This is a genomic window from Microbispora sp. NBC_01389, from assembly GCF_045040095.1.
Lineage (GTDB): Bacteria > Actinomycetota > Actinomycetes > Streptosporangiales > Streptosporangiaceae > Microbispora.
Window position 1 is genome coordinate 1,340,954 of sequence record NZ_CP109552.1, and the last position, 23,116, is coordinate 1,364,069.

Here is a 23,116-nt window from a genome sequence, read left to right on the forward strand (position 1 = left end):
CAAAAGGCGGTTCACCCGCTCACCCGGTTTTCATTGAGCCTTTTTGGCGTTGCTTTTTACGGCCCTTCTCACGGCGCCCTCTCATGGCGAAGGTCCGCCACCCGGAAGGGGAGGCGGACCTTCGTCGTGATGCCTTACAGCCGTCGCCGGGTCGGCCGGTTGACGGCCTTCACGAGCGTTGAGCTCCTGGCCTTCTTCGGGCCCGTGCTGCCGTGGTGTCCCCGCCCGGGACGGGCCGGGCCGGCGGCCCTCGGGTGGGTGATCGGGTGGGCCATCGGGTGGGCCATCGGGTGGGCGGAGTTCGCGCCCTGGCATGTGCCGGTCTGCGGTGCGCGGACCGGTGAGACCTGCACCCCACCGGCGGGTGCCGGGCCGACCAGGGTGCTCGCCAGTTTGCGGTCACCCGACGGCTTGGCCAGCTGCACCGCGTAGGTGATGAGCGCCTTCTGGTACGGCTTCAGCTTCCCCTTCCAGGTCAGGGCCGCCGGCGTGTTCGACAACGCGCCGTCGCTGGCCTTGCCGCCCAGGAACCTGGCGTCGTCCAAGATCCCCGACAGGTCGTTGGTGACGCTGGTCTCGGTCGCGAGCGGCGTGTTGTTGAACACGGTGAACCCGTAGTTGGCGATGTTGCCCAGCCACCTGTTCTGTGGGCAGGTGAACCGCGGCGTCAGCGGCACCTCCCAATTCACCCGGACCGTCGTGGTGGACGCGTTGGAGCCCACGATCTGCCCCGACGGGACCACGGCCGCCGCCACCGCGGTGTTCACGACCGACCCCGCGCCCGCGTCGTCCTGGGTGGTGGCGTAGGTGCCCACACAGGTGGTCCACTGCCCCGGCGCCAGCGTCGTCACCGGACAGGCCACCGCGGACAGCGTCCCGGTCCCCGAGAACTCCACCTCATCGACCACCAGCCCGGTCACCGTGACGTTGCCGGTGTTGGCGACCGCGAACGAATAGGTCACCTCCTGGCCCACCCCCGGCACCGTCGCCGGGTCGGCCGACTTCACCAGCGCCAGCCCCGGCACCACAGCCGCGGTCACCGTCGTCGTGGACCGGTTGGAACGCACCGCGTCCTCCACCGACGCCGCCGTCCCCACCGCCACCGCCGTGTTCACGATCGACCCCGCGTCGACATCGGCCTGCGTCACCATGTAGGTGGCTGTGCAGGTGGTCGACTCCTCCGGAGCCAGCGACGTCTGCGGGCAGATCACCTTCGACACTCTCCCGGCCCCCGAGAACTCGACGTCACTGATCGCGAGATCGCTCACCGTGACGTTCCCGGTGTTGGCGACCGCGAACGCGTAGGCCACCTCCTGGCCCGCCCATGTCACCTCGGCCGGGTCGGCCGACTTCACCAGGCTCAACCCAGGATCGGCGAGCACGTCCACCGTCGCCGCGGACGGATCGGAGTACACCCCCAGCCCCCACGGCGGCGTCCCGCGCACCTTCGCCCGGTTCACGATCGCACCGGCGTCGATGTCCGCCTGCGTCACCCTGTAGACCCCCGTACACGTCATCGACTTACCCGGCGCCAGCGACGACGCCGGACAGGTGACGACCGGAGGCCTCCCCGTGCCGGAGAACGACGTGTCCACCACCGTGATGTCGTCCAGCGTGACGTTCCCCGTGTTCGTCACCAGATAGGAGTACGTCACCTTCTGACCCGCCCTCGACACCGTCGACGGATCGGCCGACTTCACCAGACTCAGCCCCGGCTTCGACGTCGCGGTCACCGTCGCCGTCGACGGATCCGACGTGATGGGGGGACCCTCCGGCGGGGACCCCGGCGCCACCGCCGTGTTGACGATGGACCCGGCGTCGATGTCCGCCTGCGTCACCACATACGTCCCCGTACACGTCATCGAGATCCCCGGCGCCAGCGACGACGCCGGACACGAGATCACCGGAGGCGTCCCCTTACCGGTGAAGACCGTGTCCACCACCGTGATGTCGTGGAAGGTGACGTCGCCGATGTTGGTGACCAGGTAGGAGTACGTCACCACCTGACCTGCCTTGGTCACCATGGTCGGGTCGGCCGACTTCACCAGCCTCAGCCCAGGGTCGGGCGACACCTCCACGGTCGCCGTGGACGGGTCCGAGTCGACGGCCGGTCCCTCCGGCGGCGTGCCGGAGGCCACCGCCGTGTTCACGATGTTGCCGTCGTCGATGTCCGCCTGGATCAGCGTGTACGTCCCCTTACAGGTGGTCGAGATCCCCGGCGCCAGCGAGGACTCGGGACACGTGATCACCGGCGGCGTCCCCTTACCGGAGAACGCCGTGTCCACCGCCGTTATACCGGTCAGCAGGACGTTCCCCGTGTTCGTGACGAGGTAGGAGTACGTGACCACCTCACCCGTCTTCCTCACGATGGTCGGGTCGGCCGACTTCACCAGACTCAGCCCGGGCTGCGACGCCACCGTCACCGTCGCCGTGGACGGATCAGACGTCGCCTCCGGACCCTCCTGCGGCGTCCCCGAGGCCACCGCCGTGTTGACGATGGACCCGGCGTCGATGTCCGCCTGGGTCACCACGTACGTCCCCTGACAGGTGGTAGAGATCCCCGGCGCCAACGTCGTCACGGGGCAGGTGATCACCGGCGGCGTCCCCGAACCCGAGAACGCCGTGTCCACCGCCGTGATGCCGTACAACGTGACGTTGCCGGTGTTGGTGACCAAGTAGGAGTACGTGACCGTCTGACTCACCTTCGTCACCGTGTTCGGTGACGCCGTCTTCGACAGGGCGAGCTGGGCGTCGGCCTGCACGGTCACCGTCGCGGTGGACGGGTTGGACGACGCGGCCGGTCCCTCCGGCGGCGTGCCGGAGGCCACCGCCGTGTTCACGATATTGCCGTCGTCCATGTCCGCCTGCGTCGTGACATAGGGTCCCGTACACGTCGTCGACGCCCCCGGCGCCAGCGACGACACCGGACACGTCACCACCGGCGGCGTCCCCTTGCCGGAGAAGGCCGTGTCCACGACGTTCAGGCCGGTGAGGGTGACGTTCCCCGAGTTCGTGACCAGGTGGGAGTACGTGACCGTCTGACCCACCTTCGTCACCGTGGTGGGATCGGCCGTCTTCCGCAGGGCCAGCCCCGGGATCGACGTCGTGACGACCGTCGCGGTGGACGGGTTGGACGGCACGGCCGGACCCTCCGGCGGCGTGCCCGCGGCCGTGGCGGTGTTCACGATGTTGCCGTCGTCGATGTCCGCCTGCGTCACCGTGTACGTCCCCGTACATGTCGTGGACGCCTGCGGCACCAGCGTCGTCACCGGACACGAAATCACCGGTGGGGTACCCGTACCGGAGAACGCCGTGTCCACCACCGAGATACCGGTCAACGTGGCGTTGCCCGTGTTGGTGACCTGGTAGGAGTACGCCACCGTCTGCCCCGCCGACGCGACGGACGACGGAGACGCCGTCTTCAGCAGAGCGATGCTGGGAGTGACCAGCGCGGTCACCGTCGCCGTGGACGGGTTGGACGTCACGGCCGGACCTTCCGGCGGCGTGCCCGAGGCCGTCGCGGTGTTCACGATCGACCCGGCGTCGATGTCCGCCTGCGTCACCGTGTACGTCCCCGTACACGTCGTCGACGCCTGCGGCACCAGCGTCGTGACCGGGCAGGTGATCACCGGCGGCGCTCCCCTACCGGAGAAGAACGTGTCCACCACGTTCACCCCGGTCAACGTGGTGTTCCCCGTGTTCGTGACCAGATAGGAGTACGCCACTGTCTGACCCGCCGCCGTCACCGTGCTCGGTGACGCCGTCTTCAGCAACGCCAGCTGCGGCTCCGGTGGAGCGTTCACCGTCGCCGTGGACGGGTCGGATGTGACGGCCGGGCCCTCCGGCGGCGTGCCGGAGGCCACCGCCGTGTTCACGATCGACCCCGCGTCGATGTCCGCCTGCGTCGTCACATACGTCCCCGTACAGGTCGTCGACACCCCCGGCGCCAAGGTCGTCACCGGGCACGAGACCACCGGCGGCGTCCCCGTGCCGGAGAAGAACGTGTCCACCGCCGTCACCCCGGTCAACGTCGTGTTCCCGATGTTCGTGACCAGATAGGAGTACGTGATCGTCCGCCCCGCCGCCGTCACCGTGCTCGGGAACGCCGTCTTCAGCAACGCCAACTGCGCGTCACGCGGAACGTCCACCGTCGCCGTGGACGGATCGGATGTCACGACCGGGCCCTCCGGCGGCGTACCGGACGCCACAGCCGTGTTCACGATCGACCCCGCGTCGATGTCCGCCTGCGTCGTCACATACGTCCCCGTACACGTCGTCGACACCTGCGGCGCCAGCGTCGTGACCGGGCAGGTGATCACCGGCGGCGTCCCCGTGCCGGAGAAGAACGTGTCCACCGCCGTCACCCCGGTCAACGTCGTGTTCCCCGTGTTGACGATGTCGTACGAGTAGGTGATCGTCCGCCCCGCCGCCGTCACCGTGCTCGGGAACGCCGTCTTCAGCAACGCCAACTGCGGCTCCGGTGGAGCGTTCACCGTCGCCGTGGACGGATCGGATGTCACGACCGGGCCCTCCGGCGGCGTGCCGGAGGCGACCGCCGTGTTCACGATCGACCCCGCGTCGATGTCCGCCTGCGTCGTCACATACGTCCCGGTACAGATGGTCGACGCCTGCGGCACCAGCGTCGTGACCGGGCAGGTGATCACCGGCGGCGTCCCCGTGCCGGAGAAGAACGTGTCCACCGCCGTCACCCCGGTCAACGTCGTGTTCCCCGTGTTGACGATGTCGTACGAGTAGGTGATCGTCCGCCCCGCCGCCGTCACCGTGCTCGGGAACGCCGTCTTCAGCAACGCCAACTGCGGCTCCGGTGGAGCGTTCACCGTCGCCGTGGACGGATCGGATGTCACGACCGGGCCCTCCGGCGGCGTGCCGGAGGCGACCGCCGTGTTCACGATCGACCCCGCGTCGATGTCCGCCTGCGTCGTCACATACGTCCCGGTACAGATGGTCGACGCCTGCGGCACCAGCGTCGTGACCGGGCAGGTGATCACCGGCGGCGTCCCCGTGCCGGAGAAGAACGTGTCCACCGCCGTCACCCCGGTCAACGTCGTGTTCCCCGTGTTGACGATGTCGTACGAGTAGGTGATCGTCCGCCCCGCCGCCGACACCGTCGCCGGGAAGGCCGTCTTGTCCATCGCCAGGCCGGGAGCCGCGGTGCTGGTGACCGTCGCCGTGGACGGGTCGGATGTGACGGCCGGTCCGGACGGTGGCGTACCGGAGGCGACCGCCGTGTTCACGATCGACCCGGCGTCGATGTCCGCCTGCGTCGTCACATACGTCCCGGTACACGTGGTCGACGCCTGCGGCACCAGCGTCGTGACCGGGCACGAGACCACCGGCGGCGTCCCTGTGCCGGAGAACGACGTGTCCACCGCCGTCACCCCGGTCAACGTCGTGTTCCCCGTGTTGACGATGTCGTACGAGTAGGTGATCGTCTGACCCGCTGCCGACATGCTGCTCGGGAACGCCGTCTTCAGCAACGCCAGCTGCGCGTCACGCGGAACGTTCACCGTCGCCGTGGACGGATCGGATGTCACGACCGGGCCCTCCGGCGGCGTGCCGGAGGCCACCGCCGTGTTCACGATCGACCCGGCGTCGATGTCCGCCTGCGTCGTCACATACGTCCCCGTACACGTCGTCGACACCCCCGGCACCAGCGTCGTGACCGGGCAGGTGATCACCGGCGGCGCCCCCGTACCGGAGAAGAACGTGTCCACCGCCGTCACCCCGGTCAACGTCGTGTTCCCGATGTTCGTGACCAGATAGGAGTACGCCACTGTCTGACCCGCCGCCGTCACCGTGCTCGGTGACGCCGTCTTCAGCAACGCCAGCTGCGCGTCACGCGGAACGTCCACCGTCGCCGTGGACGGATCGGATGTCACGACCGGGCCCTCCGGCGGCGTGCCGGAGGCCACAGCCGTGTTCACGATCGACCCGGCGTCGATGTCCGCCTGCGTCGTCACATACGTCCCCGTACACGTCGTCGACACCTGCGGCGCCAGCGTCGTCACTGGGCACGAGACCACCGGCGGCGTCCCTGTGCCGGAGAACGACGTGTCCACGGCCGTGATGCCGGACAACGTCGTGTTCCCCGTGTTGACGATGTCGTACGAGTAGGTGATCGTCCGCCCCGCCGCCGTCACCGTGCTCGGGAACGCCGTCTTCAGCAACGCCAACTGCGGCTCCGGTGGAGCGTTCACCGTCGCCGTGGACGGATCGGATGTCACGACCGGGCCCTCCGGCGGCGTGCCGGAGGCGACCGCCGTGTTCACGATCGACCCCGCGTCGATGTCCGCCTGCGTCGTCACATACGTCCCGGTACAGATGGTCGACGCCTGCGGCACCAGCGTCGTGACCGGGCAGGTGATCACCGGCGGCGTCCCCGTACCGGAGAAGAACGTGTCCACCGCCGTCACCCCGGTCAACGTCGTGTTCCCCGTGTTGACGATGTCGTACGAGTAGGTGATCGTCCGCCCCGCCGCCGTCACCGTGCTCGGGAACGCCGTCTTCAGCAACGCCAACTGCGCGTCACGCGGAACGTCCACCGTCGCCGTGGACGGCTCCGACGGCACCACCGGACCGAACGGCGGCGAACCCGACGCCACAGCCGTGTTCACGATCGACCCCGCGTCGATGTCCGCCTGCGTCGTCACATACGTCCCCGTACAGATGGTCGACACCCCCGGCGCCAAGGTCGTCACCGGGCACGAGACCACCGGCGGTGCCCCCGTACCGGAGAAGAACGTGTCCACCGCCGTCACCCCGGTCAACGTCGTGTTCCCGATGTTCGTGACCCGGTACGAGTAGGTGATCGTCCGCCCCGCCGCCGACACCGTGTTCGGGAACGCCGTCTTCTGCAAGGTCAGACCGGGAGATTCGGCGCTGGTCACCGTCGCCGTGGACGGGTTGGACGACACCACAGGACCGAACGGCGGCGTGCCGGAGGCCACCGCCGTGTTCACGATCGATCCGGCATCGATGTCCGCCTGCGTCGTGACATAGGTCCCCGTACAGGTGGTCGACACCCCCGGCGCCAGCGACGACACCGGGCACGAGACCACCGGCGGCGTCCCTGTGCCGGAGAACGACGTGTCCACGGCCGTGATGCCGGTCAACGTCGTGTTCCCCGTGTTGGTGACCCGGTACGAGTAGGTGATCGTCTGGCCCGCTGCCGACACCGTGCTCGGGAACGCCGTCTTCTGCAACGCCAGGGAGGAGATCTGGGCGGGCACGACAGTCGACGCGTTCGCGGAGGCTTGGCCCGGCTGTGTCGGCCTGTCCGCACTGGCGTACGTGACGGTCCCGGTGTTGGTCACCGTCGTTCCGCCCGAGCTGGGCCCGAGCACGACCTGGAACGTCACCGACGTCGACTGCCCGGGCGCCAGCGTGCCGCCGGCGGATGGAGTGGCCCCGGTGCCGAGTTGCACCTGGACCTGGTTGCCGACGAACTCCCCCTGGTCGTCGCCGACGGCGTCGGTCTTCGGCCCGGCGTTCGGCCCGGACGCCACGACGATCGACTCGGGACTGTAGGTGGTGTTCGCGGGGATCGGGTCGGTGAGTATCACGTTGATGGCGTTGTCGTCACCCGTGTTGGTCGCGGTGACGGTGTATTCCACGGTCGACCCCGGTGCGGGAGTGCCACCCCCGACCACCTGCGCCGACTTGGTCAGCTGGATGTTCGCCTGGTGCAGGTCGATCTGCGTGAAGAACGCCGACGGCCAGTAGGAGTCGCCCACCGTGCTGAAGGTGAACGTGGCGGAGGTGTCGTTGTTACGGAACGCCGACGACGCGTCGATGATGTTGGAGTCGTACCCCAGCGTGTTCGTGTACGTGGGGTTCCGGTTCGTCACCTGACTGCCGAGATTGGCGATGGTCGAGTTGAAGAAGTTGTTCGCCGGGTGCAGAGCGTCGCTGAGCGTGGTCTGCGGCCCGTTGGTCGACTTCACGGCCAGTGAGTCGCCGACGATGTTGTTGTCGCCGTCGAGAGCCACCTCGCCCAGCTTGACGTTCACCGCGCCGGTCGTGGGGGTCCGGAACCCGGACAACGAGATGGTGGTCGCGGCCGCGTTGCTCTGCTGGTTCAGGAAACCGTCGAACACCGAGATGTTCCGCAGCGGCAGGGACGGGTCCTTGTACGCCACCACCAGCGTCCAGCCGCCGAAGGCGCCGAGAGTGTCGAATCCCCGGGACGCCTGCACGTTGGCCACCGTGTAGGTGCCGGCTCCCGCCGCCGCCACCAGGGAGGTCACGTCCGCCGAGGCGCCGTAGACGATCCCGCTCGCGGTCACGTTGTCGGGAGTGTCGCCGACGTCCGCGGCGGCGGCGCTGATGGTCTGGTAGCCGCTCGCTCCCGGCGCCTTGATCAGCACCTGCCCACGCTGGGCGATGTTGGGCGCCAAACGGTTGTTCGCCGGCAGGCCCGGGGTGTCGGTCGTGGTCTGGCCGCGCCCACCCCAGTACAGCCGCGCGTACGCCACCTGGGCGCCCGCGGTCAGCGTGAGGTCGGCGGTGCTGGAGTTGAACGTCGAGGAGTCGGAGTCGACGTCGACATAGGTGGACGCGACGTCGTTGTTGCCCACCCCGTTACGCCGGGTCGTACAGTCGGACACCGCAGGCGGGTAACAGGTCAGCACGGTGTTCGCCGCCCGGGTCACCGCCCCCCGGTAGTTGTCGACGTAACGCTGGGAGAACGGAACCGGCGCCAGAAGGGCCTTCGACGTCCTTCGCAGCGTTTCGGACGTGCTCGCGGTCTCCGTCTCGGCGGACGACCCGCGCCGGGCCGGCCGCCGCTCCGCCACCATCCCGTCGGACGCATCCTCGGACGCATCGTCGGACGCGGGAGCGGAGGTGGTCCCGGACGTGGTCGCGGACACCGGGCCCGCCGTGGTGCCGGATGTGGTGGCGGCCGTGGTGCCGGCTGTGCCTGGCTGGGCGTCGGCCGATGTCCCCGCACCGGCGGCCTCACCGGTTGCCTCACCGGTGGGCGTATCCGTGGCTTCGGCGCTCGGGGCCGCGTCGCGGCAGGTCCGTCCGGCGGTCGTGTCGACCATCGGGATGGTCGCCTGCGTGGCCGGCTTCTTGATCGCGTAACGGACCGTCACGCTGTCACCGGCCGGGAGGTCACCCGTCCACCTGAGCATCGGCTTGTGGAAGGACAGCGCACCACCGCTCGCCCGCGCCTCGCCCACCGCCGCCTGCCCGGGAACGCCGGAGAGGTCCTCGGTGAAACCCGCCCCCTTCGCGCCCTCCCGCCCGGTGTTCGCGATGAGCACGGTCACAACGGCGCGGTCGCCGTCCGGGCGTGACTGCTGCCGCAACCGCAAGGTCGGACCCACACGATCCGGACCACAGTCGATGACGACGGGCAGATCTCCGCTTCTGGGGCGGAAAGTAGCGAAAGAGGGGTGCACCAGCGGCCCCAAACCAATCGCACACGCGACAGAGCCCACCAGACCACCGGTGAGCAACCTTCTGCGCATGCCAGACCTAGCCAGCAAATGGACCTCCCCGGATCCTTCACGGCACAACAGCCGATTTCTAGGAGAAACGGGGGGTCGCTTCTTCGCCACGTCCTGACCTTGATCGTGACGCTGGGAGGATATCCTTATAGAGGAGCAGCAAACATCCGGCCAATTGCGTCGATGACTGCCGTACTCGGTCATATCTGAAACGGCGGTAGCCATTTATCTGCTGAGGGTGCCGATTTCTTGAACGTGCGAAAAGGACACCGGCCCTCGCCGCACAGGTCGCGTTCGGCTCGCGGGCAGCGGAAGGGCCGGAGACCGTCTCCGGTCTCCGGCCCTTCCGGGGTCGACTGCGTCAGCTCCAGGCGAGCATGCGCAGAGGGTCCTCCAGCATGGCGCCGACGTCGCGCAGGACGTACGAACCGAGCTCGCCGTCGACCACGCGGTGGTCGAACGACAGCGCCAGCGTGGTCACCTTCCGGACCGCGAGCTGCCCGTCGACCACCCAGGGCATGTCCCTGATCTGCCCGACGGCGAGGATCGCCACCTCACCCGGATTCAGGATCGGCGTGCCGGCGTCGACGCCGAACACCCCCACGTTGGTGATCGTGATCGTGCCGCCGGTCAGCTCGGCCGGCTGGCACTTCCCGGCCCGAGCCCGCTCGGTGAGCTCGCCGAGCGCCCGCGCCAAATCGGGCAGCGACATCGCGTCGGCGTCCTTGACATTCGGCACGATCAGCCCGCGGTCGGTGGCGGCGGCGATGCCGAGGTTCACGTAGTGCTTGACCACGATCTCCTCGCCGGTCCACGAGGCGTTCGCCATCGGGTGCCGCTTCACGGCCGTGATCAGCGCCTTCGCCACCAGGAGCAGCGGCGACACCTTGACCTCGGCGAACTCGGGCAGTGTCCGCAGCCGCCGCACGGCCTCCATCGTCTCGGTCACGTCGACCTGGAGCCACTCGGTCACGTGCGGAGCCGAGAACGCGCTGGCCACCATGGCCTGCGCGGTCGCCTTCCTGACCCCTCTTACCGGGATGTACTCCTCCCGGGCGCTCCCCGTGGTCACTGAGGTCACCGGGGCGGGCGCCGCCACCGCGGCCTCCACGTCGGCCCGGGTGATCGACCCCTGCGGGCCGGTGCCGGTGAGGGCCGTCAGGTCGACGCCGAGGTCCCGGGCGAGCTTGCGCACCGGCGGCTTCGCCAGGACCCGAACCCGGGCCGAGGCCGCGTGCCCGTTCACCGGCGCGGCCGACACAGAGGTCGCGGGGGCCGGTGGGGCGGCGCGAGTGGCCGAAACAGGCGCGGACGAAACAGGCGCGGACGGAGCAGGCGCGGACGGAGCAGGCGCGGGGGCGGCGGGTTTGCGGGGGCGGCGGCGGGTGGCGGACGTCTTCACGCCGTACCCGACGAGCACCGGCCGGCGCTTCTCCTTCTTCGGCTCGGCGCCGTCCGCCACGTCCGGCACCAGGTCGCCGGCCAGTGCCTCCCGGCCGGCGTCGGCCGGGCCCTCGCCGTCGCCCGTACGGACCGAGATGATCGGGGAGCCGACGTCGACCGTCTGGCCCTCGTCGGCCATCAGAGCCGACACCGTGCCCTCGTACGGGCAGGGCAGCTCGACCACGGCCTTGGCCGTCTCGATCTCCACGATCGTCTGGTTGATCTTCACGGAGTCGCCCGGGGTGACGTGCCACCTGACGATCTCGGCCTCGGTCAGCCCCTCGCCGACGTCGGGGAGCCTGAACTCGCGGAGCATCGGATCTCTCCCCTCAGTAAGCGAACGAGCGGTCGACGGCGTCGAGCACCCGGTCGAGGTCGGGCAGGTAGTGCTCCTCCAGCCGGGACGGCGGGTACGGCGTGGAGAACCCGCCCACTCGCAGCACCGGGGCCTCCAGGTGGTAGAAGCAGCGCTCGGTGACCCGCGCCGCGATCTCGGCCCCGAACCCGGTGAAGACCGGAGCCTCGTGGACGACCACGCAGCGGCCGGTCCGCGTCACCGACTCGGTCAGGACCCCGGCGTCCAGGGGGTTGAGCGAGCGCAGGTCGATCACCTCGATGTCCCGTCCGTCCTCCTCGGCCGCCGCCGCGGCCTCTAGGCAGGTCTTCACCATCGGCCCGTACGCCACGAGCGTGACGTCGCGGCCCGGCCGTACGACGCGGGCGCGGTCGAGCGCCAGCCCGGGGGCGGCGAGGTCCACCTCGGCCTTGTCCCAGTAACGGCGCTTGGGCTCGAAGAAGATGATCGGGTCGTCGCAGCGGACCGCGTCCTGGATCATGGTGTACGCGTCGGCGGGGTTGGAGCACGCGACCACCCGCAGGCCGGCGGTGTGGGTGAAGTACACCTCCGGCGACTCGGAGTGGTGCTCGACCGCCCCGATGCCGCCGCCGCAGGGGATGCGCACGACCACCGGCAACTTCAGCGTGCCGAGCGACCGCAGCGGCATCTTGGCGAGCTGCGTGATGATCTGGTCGGCGGCCGGGAACACGAATCCGTCGAACTGGATCTCGCAGATGGGCCGGTAGCCGCGCAGGGCCAGGCCGATCGCCGTGCCGATGATCCCCGACTCGGCGAGCGGCGTGTCGATCACGCGGTCCTCACCGAAGTCCTTCTGCAGGCCGTCGGTCACCCGGAAGACGCCGCCGAGCTTGCCGACGTCCTCTCCCATCAGGAGAACCTTGGCGTCGTCCTCCATCGAGCGGCGCAGGCCCTGGTTCAGCGCCTTGGCGAGAGTCAGTGTGGTCATCGCTCGAATCCCGCCAGGTAGGTCAGATACTGCTCGCGTTCCTCGTCGAGGAGTGCGTGGGCGCCCGCGTACACGTGATCAAAGATAGCCCCGGGCGGCGGGTCGGGCAGCGCGAGGCACCGGTCGCGCACGTCCTTGCCGAGCGCGTCGGCCTCCGCGTCGACCTTCTCGAAGAACTCCTGGTCGGCGAGCTCGTTCTTGAACAGGTACGCCTTGACCCGCTCGATGGGGTCCTTCAGCTTCCAGGCCTCCAGCTCGTTCGCGAGGCGGTAGCGGGTGGGGTCGTCGGAGGTGGTGTGCGCGCCCATCCGGTAGGTGAACGCCTCGATCAGGGTCGGGCCCTGGCCCTGGCGGGCGTTCCGCAGCGCGGCGCGGGTCACGGCCAGGCAGGCGAACACGTCGTTGCCGTCGACCCGGATGCCGGGGAAGCCGAAGCCCGACGCCCTCTTGTAGAGGGGGATCTTCGACTGCTTCTCCAGCGGCTCGGAGATCGCCCACTGGTTGTTCTGGCAGAAGAACACCACCGGGGCGTTGAACACCGAGGCCCAGATGAAGGACTCGTTCACGTCACCCTGGGAGGTCGCGCCGTCGCCGAAGTAGACGATCGCCGCGGACTCCCCGCCGTCGCGCTGGATGCCCATGGCGTACCCGACCGCGTGCAGGGTCTGGGAGCCGATGACGATCGTGTAGAGGTGGAAGTTGTGCTCGGCCGGGTTCCATCCGCCGTGGTTCACGCCGCGGAACAGCGCGAGCAGGTTGACCGGGTCGACGTCGCGGCACCAGGCCACTCCGTGCTCGCGGTAGGTGGGGAAGGCCATGTCGGCGCCGCTGAGCGCCCGGCCCGACCCGACCTGCGCGGCCTCCTGCCCGAGCAGGGACGCCCAGAGGCCGAGCTCGCCCTGCCGCTGGAGCGCGACGGCCTCCAGGTCGACGCGGCGTACGAGGACCAGGTCGCGATAGAGGGAGCGGACCTCTTCGGTGGTCAGCTCGATGTCGTAGTCGGGATGCTCGACCCGCTCTCCCTCGGGGGTGAGCAGTTGGACGAGCTCCGGGGGTGCGTCGGCACCGCGAGGGGCGTGGGCTGTCACATGCCGCTCCTGTGCGTCTCTTGCCCCCACAGGTGGGGTCGCCACCGCCGGAGGGCCGGATAGGGTCGGCGCACGGCCGCTGGGGTGGGCGACCGGTCGCATATGCGGACATCGTGGCAGAAGTCACACCCCTACGCGCAAGACCCCTCACCCTCCTGTCCACACCTCTCCGATTCCCGGGGCGTGAGACGCCACACCCTTACGCCGCGCGGCCCCGCCCTCCGTGGGCCCGCCGCGTGGCCCCCCCTGGCCTGCCGCGAGCGCGGCGCCGGGCCGCCACTAGGCTTGACCCCGAAACGGACCCACCTGAGGTTGGCGGGCCCCCCGAATCCGGCGGGTCCACCCGAAACTGGAGGCACATCGTGGCGCGCGTCATCGTCGACGTCATGCTCAAGCCGGAGATCCTCGACCCGCAGGGCCAGGCGATCGCCCGGGCGCTGCCGCGGCTCGGCTTCTCCGGGGTCTCCGAGGTGCGGCAGGGCAAGCGGTTCGAGCTGGAGCTGGACGGGCCCGCGGACGAGGCCACCCTTTCGGAGGTCCGAAAGATGGCCGAAACCCTGCTGGCCAACACGGTGATCGAGGACTTCGCGATCAGCGTCGCGGAGTGAAGTGGTGCATTTCACAACGCCGTGCCCCTGACTTCCCCCTCATAAATGGGACATAGGTCGTCTTAAACCCACCCATGAGGCACGCCCCGAATAACAGGACCGTGATTTTGCGGTTAGCCCTGATTCATCGGGGAAGCCTACCGTGGTGACCTTCGACACCGGGGAGGGGTCCGGTGGATATTGAGTTCTCGCTGGCCATGCCGAGGGATGCGATCGGCATCCCGATGGTCCGCCGTGTGGTGGGGAACGCGCTCCGGTCGCTCGGGGTGACCGAGGAGTGCGTGTCCGACATACTCCTGGCCACGTCCGAGGCGTGCGCCAACGCCGTCAGGCACGGTGGCCCGGCCAACCGTTACGAGGTCATGGCCACGATCGGCAACGGCCGCTGTGAGTTGCGCGTCGCCGACGGCGGCCAGGGGCTGCACATGATTCCCCGGCAGCACCCGCCTGCCGAGACCGAGCACGGCCGGGGAATCCTGATCATGCGGGCCGTCGTGGACGACCTGTCCTTCGACATCACGCCCGGCCGCGGCACGACCGTGCGGATGTGGAAGGAGCTCGACTGGGCCGAGGACGCCATCGCCCACCATCTCACTCTCGACCGCCACCTGGCCGGGGTCTGAGGACTCCGGGTCCGAGGGCTCCGGCCACCGGCCGCGCCGCCTCACGGCGCGGCGGGTCCGGCCATGACGCGGCCGATCGGTTCGGGGCTCCACCAGAGCGGCTGATTTGGCGGCTCCGATACCCTGAGGTGTACCGCCACTGACCGCCGTCCGGCACATGAGACGGTGCCGTCCGGCCTGGCGGCGATCCTTGGAGGGAACACAGTCATGAGCGCTGCCCGGGTGGGCGTCGTCACCTTCCCCGGAACACTCGACGACCAGGATGCCGCGCGAGCCGTACGGCTGGCCGGCGCGGAGGCCGTGCCGCTGTGGCACGCCGACCACGACCTCAAGGGCGTCGACGCCGTCTTCCTGCCCGGCGGGTTCTCCTACGGCGACTACCTTCGCTGTGGGGCGATCTCCCGGTTCTCCCCCCTCATGACCGAGCTGATCCCGGCCGCGCAGGCCGGGCTGCCCGTGCTCGGCACCTGCAACGGATTCCAGATCCTCTGTGAGGCGCACCTGCTGCCGGGCGCGCTGACCCGCAACGAGGGCCTGCACTACATCTGCCGCGACCAGCGCGTCCGCGTGGAGAGCACGCGGACCGCCTGGACCGCGGACTTCGCGGACGGCCAGGAGATCGTGCTGCCGATCAAGCACGGCGAGGGCCGCTACGTCGCCGACGCCGCCACGCTGGCGGCGCTGGAGGGCGAGGGCCGCGTGGTCTTCCGCTACTCCGGCGGCAACCCCAACGGCTCGCTCAACGACATCGCGGGGATCACCAACGAGGCCGGGAACGTCGTCGGCCTCATGCCCCACCCCGAGCACGCGGTCGAGGACCTGACCGGCGCGCCGAGCGTGGACGGCCGCGGTTTCTTCACCTCCATCCTGAAGAGTCTGGTGAACGCGTGATGACCCTCGACAGCGTGAAGCGCGCGCAGGAGACGCCCGGCGAGCGCCAGCCGTACGCCGAGCTGGGCATGAAGCACGACGAGTACCAGCGCGTACGGGAGATCCTCGGGCGGCGGCCGACCGGCTCCGAGCTGGCGATCTACTCGGTGATGTGGAGCGAACACTGCTCCTACAAGTCGTCGAAGGTCCACCTGCGGCAGTTCGGGACCAAGGCGCCCGAGTCGGAGGCCCTGCTCGTCGGCATGGGCGAGAACGCCGGCGTGGTCGACATCGGCGACGGCTGGGCCGCCACCTTCAAGATCGAGTCGCACAACCACCCGTCGTACGTCGAGCCGCACCAGGGCGCCGCGACCGGCGTCGGCGGCATCGTGCGCGACATCATGTCGATGGGCGCCCGGCCGGTCGCGGTCATGGACTCGCTGCGCTTCGGCGGGGCCGGCCAGCCCGACACGCGCCGGGTGCTGCCGGGGGTGGTGGAGGGCATCAGCCACTACGGCAACTGCCTGGGCCTGCCCAACATCGGCGGGGAGGTCGTCTTCGATCCCTGCTACATCGGCAATCCGCTGGTCAACGCCCTGTGCGTCGGCCTGCTGCGCAAGGACCAGATCAAGCTCGCCACCGCCCCCGGCCCCGGCAACAAGGTCGTGCTGTTCGGCGCGCGTACCGGCGCGGACGGCATCGGCGGCGCGTCGGTGCTCGCGTCGGCCACCTTCGAGGACGAGTCGCAGGCCAAGCGGCCCGCCGTACAGGTCGGCGACCCGTTCATGGAGAAGCTGCTGATCGAGTGCTGCCTGGAGCTCTACCAGGCGGACGTGGTCGTCGGCATCCAGGACCTCGGCGCGGCCGGGGTGTCCTGCGCGACGACCGAGCTGGCCGCCAAGGGCACCGGCGGCATGCGAGTGGACCTGAACCTCGTCCCGCTGCGCGATCCCTCGCTGCGGCCCGAGGAGATCCTGATGAGCGAGTCGCAGGAACGCATGATGGCGGTCGTCACGCCCGACGACATCCCTGCCTTCATGGCGATCTGCGACAAGTGGGACGTCCCGGCGACCGTCATCGGCGAGGTCACCGACTCCGGCAGGCTCGTCATGACGTGGGACGGCGAGGTCATCGTCGACATCCCGCCGGGCACCGCCGCCGACGAGGGCCCGGTCTACGAGCGCCCGTTCCACGAGCCCGCCGGGCAGGCGGCGCTCAACGCCGACGGCCCCGAGCGCCTGCCCCGGCCCGCCGACCTGCGCGAGACCCTGCTCACCCTGCTCGGCTCGCCCAACCTCGGGTCGAAGGAGTGGGTGACCTCCCAGTACGACCGGTACGTGCGGGGCAACACCGTTCTGGCCCAGCCCGCCGACGCCGGCATGCTGCGGATCTCCGAGGCGATGCCGGGGGCGGAGGAGACCACCCGGGGCATCGCGCTGGCGACCGACGGCAACGGCCGCTACACCAGGCTCGACCCGTACAGCGGGGCGCAGCTCGCGCTGTCGGAGGCGTACCGGAACGTCGCCGTGACCGGCGCGAAGCCGCTCGCGGTCACCAACTGCCTCAACTTCGGCTCGCCGGAGGACCCCGAGGTCATGTGGCAGTTCTCGGAGGCCGTACGCGGGCTCGCCGACGCCTGCCGCACCCTCGGCGTGCCGGTCACCGGCGGGAACGTGTCGTTCTACAACCAGACCGGCTCGACCCCGATCAACCCGACCCCCGTGATCGGCGTGCTGGGCGTGATCGACGATGTGGCGCGGCGGGTCAGGTCGGGCTTCCCGGAGGCCGGCCTGCGCGTGCTGCTGCTGGGCGAGACCCGCGAGGAGTTCGGCGGCTCGGAGTGGGCGCATGTGGTCCACGGCCATCTGGGCGGGCTGCCGCCCCAGGTGAACCTGGAGGCCGAGCGCGCCCTGGCCACGGTGCTGGCCGAGGCGGCGGCCCGCGGGCTGCTGGAGGGCTCGCACGACCTCTCCGACGGCGGTCTCGCGATCGCCCTGGCCGAGGCGTGTCTCTCGCGGGGCGTCGGCTGCACGGTGACGCTGCCGGGCGGGGACGCGTTCACGGACCTGTTCAGCGAGTCGGCCGCGCGTGCGCTGGTGTGCGTCCGGCCGGAGGCGTTCGACGCGTTCGCCGAGTTGTGCGCCCGGCACGAGGTGCCCTGCTCCGGGCTCGGCCTCACCGGCGGCGACACGCTCGTGGCCGAGGGCGTTCTCGACGTCCCGGTCGAAGAGCTTCGCGAGGCCCACACCTCGGCCCTGCCCCGCGTCTTCGGCTGATCGTCAACCGAGGCCCCTTCCGGACGCCCCAGTCCGGAAGGGCCCCTCGCCTTCGCCGGGCTCGTGCCGTGGCGGGAAAATCGCTGGCGGGCGGGACGACCGGGGGACCACCATGGGCACAATGAGCGACCAGCCCCAGCGGTGGACCCAGGCGACCGTCTATCCGGACATGTGGGTGGATCCGGCCGACGATCCCCGCGAGAACGACGGAGCCGGCCCGGAAGGCGAACTGGCGACGCTGCGGGAGTACCTGAGAAACTACCGGCTGACCCTGCTGATGAAGTGCGAGGGGCTCAGCGCGGAGCAACTGGCCCGCCGGTCGGTACCGCCGTCGACCATGTCGCTGCTCGGTCTGATCCGGCACCTAGCCGAGGCGGAGCGGGACTGGCGCGGCTGGATCCTTCCCGGCGGCCCGCCGCCGAAGCTGTACGGTCCGGGTGGCGACTTCGCCGGGGCGGTCGCCGACCAGGCGGTGGTCGACGCCGCGTACGCCGACCTCGCCCGTGAGCAGGCGGCCACCGACGCCGCGCTGGCCGAGCACCCGGATCTGAGCGTGCGCCTGGGGAAGGACGCCATCGCCGTCCGGGACCTGCTGGTGCACCGGATCGAGGAGTACGCCCGGCACTGCGGACACGCGGACCTGCTGCGGGAGTGCGTCGACGGCCGCGTGGGCCAGTGAGGCGTCACGCCCCGAGGGCGTCAGGACGCCCATCCGGGGCGAGAGCGCGTAAAGTCACTCCGGTGATCGTCGCCTCCGGCAGAGGAGAAGACAGTGTGGCTTGACGCGGAACTGAGTCCCCGGTCTCTTCACGACGCGGAGGACTTCACCGCTCTCAAGGTGACGGCCCGGCGCGAGGACCATGTCTGGCTCACCCGGGAGGACATCATCCGCCTGGCCGGTGACCACGGCCGGGACCCGGAGTGGCGCGGCAGGCTCGACCGGATGCTGGAGTACGCGGCTTCCAAGGGCTGGGTCGACGACGCCGGGGCCGTACGGGCCCACGTGGAGTGGACCTGACTCTTCCTCACGACCCGGACGGCGTGCCGGCGGCGGTCACGGGCTTGCGGGCGACGAGGTAGGCCTGGGGGGTTCGTTCGGACTCGTCGCGTTCGCAGAGCAGGCGGGCGATCACGGGCACTCCCGCGTCGGCCAGCAGCCGGGTCAGGTGATCCGGCGAGACGCGATGGAAGTCGAGCGCGACCTGATGCCCGAACGCCTCCGCGATGTGGAACGGCTCGTCGCCGACCTGGCCGACCTGGAAGGCGAGCAGGAGATGACCGCCGGGCGCCAGCACCCGGTGGAACTCGGTCAGCACCGCCGGATGCTCCTCCGGCGGCGTGTGGATGATCGAATACCAGGCGACCACGCCGCTCAGGGACTCGTCGGCGATGTCCAGGGCCGCCAGGCGGCCTTCCTCGAACCGGATGTGCGGGTGATCCCGCCGGGCCACCGCGATCATGCCCGGCGACAGGTCGACGCCGAAGACGTCCAGGCCGAGCGCGTGCAGGTGCGCCGCGATCCGGCCGGTTCCGCAGCCGACCTCGGCCACCGGGCCCGGAAGGTCCGACGTACGCACGAGCTCGGCGTACGTGGCGAGCATCGCGCGTTCGAAGGGCTTGCCGTCCAGCGAGTGCCGGGCGAAGTCGACGTAGTCTCCGGCCATCGCGTCGTACGCCGCCCGGGCGACCCGGACATAGGGGGGCTCGATCATTATCGACACCCTAGTTCTCAGGACCGGCGAACGGCCCTTCCGGTAACCCCTCCGGAAGGGCCTTCGCAGTGCCGTACGCCAACGCCTCGTCGCGCACGGCAAGCACCCATGGAGCGCCGTACGGTGGAGCCCCCCACGGACTCCACCGGCACGCTCTTACGAGATCTTGGTGCAGATGGCGTAAACGAGGCCGGTCCCGCTGCCGTTGCCCGTCAGCTCGACGGTCCAGCCGTTGCCGCTCATGTAGCTGCCCGTGACAGTCCTGCTTGAGTTGACCTTGTAGCCGCCGCCGGTGACCGTCTCACCCGCCGCGCAGGAGACGGATGCACTGTTCCCCGAGATGTACTGGCTCGCCATGCGCGAGGTCAGCTTGGGGGCGCCGCCGGAGTCACCCTGGCCCTTGAGCCACTTCAGGAAGTCGGCCTCGTCCTTGGCGCTGCAGGTGCCCTTGTTCCAGATCTCGCAGGCGCTCTTGCCGTCCTCGCCGGCCAGGCCGCGAGGACCGGTGTCGCCCTTGGGGCCCTGCAGACCACGGGGGCCCTCCTCACCCGGCTTGCCGTCGGCGCCCTTCGGGCCGGTGTCGCCCTTGTCGCCCTTCGGGCCCTGCGGGCCGGTGTCGCCCTTGTCGCCCTTCGGGCCCTGCGGGCCGGTGTCGCCCTTGGGACCCTGCAGACCACGCGGACCCTGCGCGCCCGGCTTGCCGTCGGCGCCCCTCGGGCCCTGCGCGCCATTGTCGCCCTTGAGGCCCTGCGGCCCCTGCGGGCCGGTGTCACCCTTGTCGCCCTTCTCGCCCTTGGGACCCTGCGCGCCGGTGTCGCCCTTGAGGCCCTGCGGCCCGGTGTCGCCCTTGGGACCCTGCAGACCACGCGGACCCTGGGGTCCCTGCGGACCGGTGCCTCCGATACCCACCGCACCCTGCGGACCCTGCGGGCCCGTCTGGTTCCACGACACCTTGTACTCGGTCGCCTTGCAGGCGGTGGTGACACCGACGAGACGCATGTACCGCGTCGTCTTGTTCACGCACGCGTAGTACACGGTGCCGCTCGCCGACGAGGCGGTCGCCGCCCCACCCAGGACCAGGACCGATCCCACCAGAGCACCAGCTGTCACAAGGCCGATGGTCCGACCGCCCGGCAACTTGATAGCCACGGGACTTCCCTTTCTGCGGCACACGAGGTGCTTTGAACACAAGAGATACGACTGATACACGCGTGAGAGAAAGAAACGGTTGACAGAACAAACATCACGTATGCGCATCTCCGCACCCAGTAATCCTCATGGTCAGGAAAGGCGTGCGGTGCCCGACTGGACCGGGACAATCAGCCGAGCGGCCCGGAGGTCGGCCGGCCGTACGCTGCCCGGGCGCTCTGAAGGGCCCACGCCGCCGCGCCCGCCGACGGCACACGCCTATCTCGTGCCGTCGTCCGTCGCGCCGCCCTGCGACTTCCCCGCGGCCATGGTCTCGACGCCGCTCATCAGCAGGTCCAGGCCGAACGTGTAGTACGCCTCCACATCGGCCTCGTTCTCCATCAACCGGGCGAACTCCACCATGCGGGGGAACTCGTCGGCGGGCAGCCGTTCCAGGGCCAGCCGCTTCTGCCGCCGCCACTCGGCCGCCTGCGCGGCGGTGAGCGTCCGGGGGCACCCCGGCTCCCCGTCGACGAGGGCGATCGCGCCGTACAGGAGGTAGTGGGACACGGCCCAGCCCTCCGCGAGCGTGAAGCCCGCCAGGGACAGCAGGTCGAGCGCGGCCTCGGTCGCCCGGGTGAAGCTGGGCACCTCCTCCTCTTTGACCAGCGTGAACAGTCCCGGCATGAAGCGGTGCCGCCGCATCACCCCCACCAGCGCCTCGACCATCGCGCGCAGCCGGAGGTTCCACGGCGCGGCGGGGTCGAACTCCGGCGTCACCTCGGCAAGCAGGTGGTCGGAGAGGCAGGCGAGCAACTGGTCCTTGTTCTTGACGTGCCAGTACAGCGCCATCGGCGTGACGCCGAGCTCCTGGGCCAGCCGCCGCACCGTGACGGCGTCGAGGCTCTCGGAGTCGGCCACCTCCACGGCCTTCTCCACCAGCGTCCGGCGGCTCAGCCGCTCCGTGTCAGCCATGGTCCGCTCCCTCACTGCCTCCGCACTTGACAACTATACGACGTACAAGTTTCCCTATGCACCGTACATGTACGCCGTACATGTACCTCGTACAGGAGGAGGACTCATGTCCGGACGGTGGTGGGCGCTCGTCGCGGTGGCGCTTGCGACATTCATGACCTATTTGGACAACAACGTCGTCAACGTGGCGTTGCCCACGATCCAGCGCGACCTGGCGCTGACGATCTCCGGCCTGGAGTGGATCGTGAGCGCGTACATCCTGGTGTTCGCGGGTCTGCTGCTCGCCGGGGGGCGCCTCGCCGACGTCTTCGGCCCCCGGGCCGCGTTCTTCACCGGTTTGACGGTCTTCACGCTCGCCTCGGTGGCGGCGGGCCTGGCCTGGAACCAGGAGACGCTGATCGGCGCGCGGGCCCTGCAGGGGCTCGGCGCGGCGCTGGTGACACCGGCCACGCTGGCTTTGCTGCCGCGGATCTTCCCCGACCCGCGCGAGCGGGCGACGGCCGTCGGCGTCTGGAGCGCGGTCGGCGCCCTGGCCCTCGCGATCGGCCCGCTCACCGGCGGCTTTCTCAGTGAGAACGCCCACTGGGGGTGGATCTTCCTGATCAACGTGCCCATCGGCGTGGTGGCGGCCGTGATCGGCGCCCGGGCGATCCGGGTGGAGCGAGTCACCTCCGAACAGGTCACCACCGGGCGGGGCACGACCGGGCGGCTCTCCCTCGACCTGCCGGGCCTGGTCACCTCCGCCGTCTCGCTGTTCGCCCTCACCTACGCGCTGATCGAGGGCGCGTCGCGCGGGTGGACCTCCGGCCCGATCCTCGGCGCGTTCGCCGTCGCCGCGGCGGCCGCCGTCGTCTTCCTCCTGGTCGAGTCCCGTACGGCGCAGCCGATGATCGACCTGACGCTGTTCAGGGAGCGGGTCTTCAGCGGCGGGCTGCTGTCCATGGGGCTGTGGGCGTTCGGAGTGTTCGGCATCTACTTCTTCACGGCGATCTACCTGCAGAGCGCGCTCGGGTTCTCGCCGATCGAGGCCGGTGCGGGCTTCGTGCCGATGGCGCTGCTCATGGCGGTGTCGGCGACCCTCGCGCCCCGGCTCGCCGAGCGTTTCGGCAGCGGGCCGACCGTCGCGGCCGGTCTCGGCCTGATGGCGGTGGCCGTCGGCGGGCTGTCGAGCGCGGGCGAGGGCTCCCACTACGGCGATCTGCTCCCCTGGTTCCTGCTCTACGGCCTGGGCGGCGGCCTGCTCGTCCCGCTGACGAACGTCGTGCTGAACGCCATGCCCCCCGCCCGGGCGGGCGTCGCCTCGGGCGTGCTCAACGTCTCCCGCGAGGTCTTCGGCCTTCTCGGGGTCACGATCCTGGGCGCCGTCCTGAGCGCCAGGCAGAGCGCGCTCACCGGCCCTCCGCTGCACACCTTCCTGGAGGCCTATCGGTTCACGCTGCTCATCGCGGCGGCGATCGTGCTGGTCGGCGTGCCGGTCAGCCTCTACTCTCTGCGCCGCACCCGGACCGCCGCCCCCGCCGTCCCCGTGGACGCCGTGGACGCCGTCGCCGAGCCCGTCGTCTGAGTCTCCGTACGACTCCGCGGCGCGCGGAGCCGTACGGGGACGACCCCGG

At 70.1% G+C, this 23,116-nt stretch carries 14 protein-coding genes; 7 read left to right on the forward strand and 7 right to left on the reverse strand.

From position 1 onward, the window contains the following. Nucleotides 1-134: 134 nt before the first annotated feature. The 4 genes from OG344_RS05890 to pdhA all read right to left on the reverse strand — a co-directional run bounded on the left by OG344_RS05890 (nucleotide 135) and on the right by pdhA (nucleotide 13,311). The gene (locus tag OG344_RS05890) at nucleotides 135-9,296 is read right to left on the reverse strand and encodes a hypothetical protein (protein WP_405087312.1); all 9,162 of its coding nucleotides are present in this window, start codon (nucleotides 9,294-9,296) and stop codon (nucleotides 135-137) included. A gap of 541 nt (nucleotides 9,297-9,837) precedes the next feature. Then, complete coding sequence (locus tag OG344_RS05895) at nucleotides 9,838-11,235, reverse strand: dihydrolipoamide acetyltransferase family protein (protein ID WP_405087313.1); 1,398 nt, start codon at nucleotides 11,233-11,235, stop codon at nucleotides 9,838-9,840. A 13-nt stretch (nucleotides 11,236-11,248) separates the two neighbouring features. Next, nucleotides 11,249-12,223: an alpha-ketoacid dehydrogenase subunit beta gene (locus OG344_RS05900; RefSeq protein ID WP_405087314.1), complete on the reverse strand. Its 975-nt coding sequence runs from the start codon at nucleotides 12,221-12,223 to the stop codon at nucleotides 11,249-11,251. Beyond that, nucleotides 12,220-13,311, reverse strand: a complete 1,092-nt coding sequence (pdhA, locus tag OG344_RS05905) for a pyruvate dehydrogenase (acetyl-transferring) E1 component subunit alpha (protein WP_327048235.1) — start codon at nucleotides 13,309-13,311, stop codon at nucleotides 12,220-12,222. Before pdhA ends, OG344_RS05900 begins: the two co-directional genes overlap by 4 nt. A gap of 362 nt (nucleotides 13,312-13,673) precedes the next feature. On the opposite strand from pdhA, the gene purS reads away from it, so the two are divergent. The 6 genes from purS (at nucleotide 13,674) to OG344_RS05935 (ending at nucleotide 18,706) form a co-directional block, all read left to right on the forward strand. Further along, nucleotides 13,674-13,919, forward strand: a complete 246-nt coding sequence (gene purS, locus OG344_RS05910) for a phosphoribosylformylglycinamidine synthase subunit PurS (protein ID WP_327048236.1) — start codon at nucleotides 13,674-13,676, stop codon at nucleotides 13,917-13,919. 173 nt (nucleotides 13,920-14,092) lie between these two features. After that, nucleotides 14,093-14,542: an ATP-binding protein gene (locus OG344_RS05915; RefSeq protein WP_405087315.1), complete on the forward strand. Its 450-nt coding sequence runs from the start codon at nucleotides 14,093-14,095 to the stop codon at nucleotides 14,540-14,542. A gap of 207 nt (nucleotides 14,543-14,749) precedes the next feature. After that, complete coding sequence (gene purQ / locus OG344_RS05920; protein ID WP_405087316.1) at nucleotides 14,750-15,433, forward strand: phosphoribosylformylglycinamidine synthase subunit PurQ; 684 nt, start codon at nucleotides 14,750-14,752, stop codon at nucleotides 15,431-15,433. Beyond that, on the forward strand, nucleotides 15,433-17,688 hold the full coding sequence (gene purL / locus OG344_RS05925) for a phosphoribosylformylglycinamidine synthase subunit PurL (protein ID WP_405087317.1): 2,256 nt from the start codon (nucleotides 15,433-15,435) through the stop codon (nucleotides 17,686-17,688). The genes purQ and purL overlap by 1 nt, the downstream gene beginning before the upstream one ends. A 121-nt stretch (nucleotides 17,689-17,809) precedes the next feature. Next, nucleotides 17,810-18,367, forward strand: coding sequence for a DinB family protein (locus OG344_RS05930; protein ID WP_405087318.1), 558 nt, complete (start codon nucleotides 17,810-17,812; stop codon nucleotides 18,365-18,367). 93 nt (nucleotides 18,368-18,460) lie between these two features. Continuing rightward, the gene (locus OG344_RS05935) at nucleotides 18,461-18,706 is read left to right on the forward strand and encodes a hypothetical protein (RefSeq protein WP_327048241.1); all 246 of its coding nucleotides are present in this window, start codon (nucleotides 18,461-18,463) and stop codon (nucleotides 18,704-18,706) included. A gap of 7 nt (nucleotides 18,707-18,713) precedes the next feature. Here the strand turns inward: OG344_RS05935 and OG344_RS05940 are convergent, their stop codons facing one another. The 3 genes from OG344_RS05940 to OG344_RS05950 form a co-directional block, all read right to left on the reverse strand. Then, entirely contained in the window at nucleotides 18,714-19,400 is a 687-nt protein-coding gene (locus tag OG344_RS05940) for a class I SAM-dependent methyltransferase (RefSeq protein ID WP_405087319.1), read from the reverse strand. 156 nt (nucleotides 19,401-19,556) lie between these two features. Continuing rightward, nucleotides 19,557-20,510, reverse strand: coding sequence for a hypothetical protein (locus OG344_RS05945; RefSeq protein WP_405087320.1), 954 nt, complete (start codon nucleotides 20,508-20,510; stop codon nucleotides 19,557-19,559). A gap of 297 nt (nucleotides 20,511-20,807) precedes the next feature. Continuing rightward, entirely contained in the window at nucleotides 20,808-21,503 is a 696-nt protein-coding gene (locus OG344_RS05950; protein ID WP_405087321.1) for a TetR family transcriptional regulator, read from the reverse strand. A 106-nt stretch (nucleotides 21,504-21,609) separates the two neighbouring features. On the opposite strand from OG344_RS05950, the gene OG344_RS05955 reads away from it, so the two are divergent. Beyond that, nucleotides 21,610-23,067 carry an MFS transporter gene (locus tag OG344_RS05955; protein WP_405087322.1) on the forward strand — a complete coding sequence of 486 codons (1,458 nt, stop codon included), beginning with the start codon at nucleotides 21,610-21,612 and terminating at the stop codon, nucleotides 23,065-23,067. The last annotated feature ends 49 nt before the right edge of the window (nucleotides 23,068-23,116 follow it).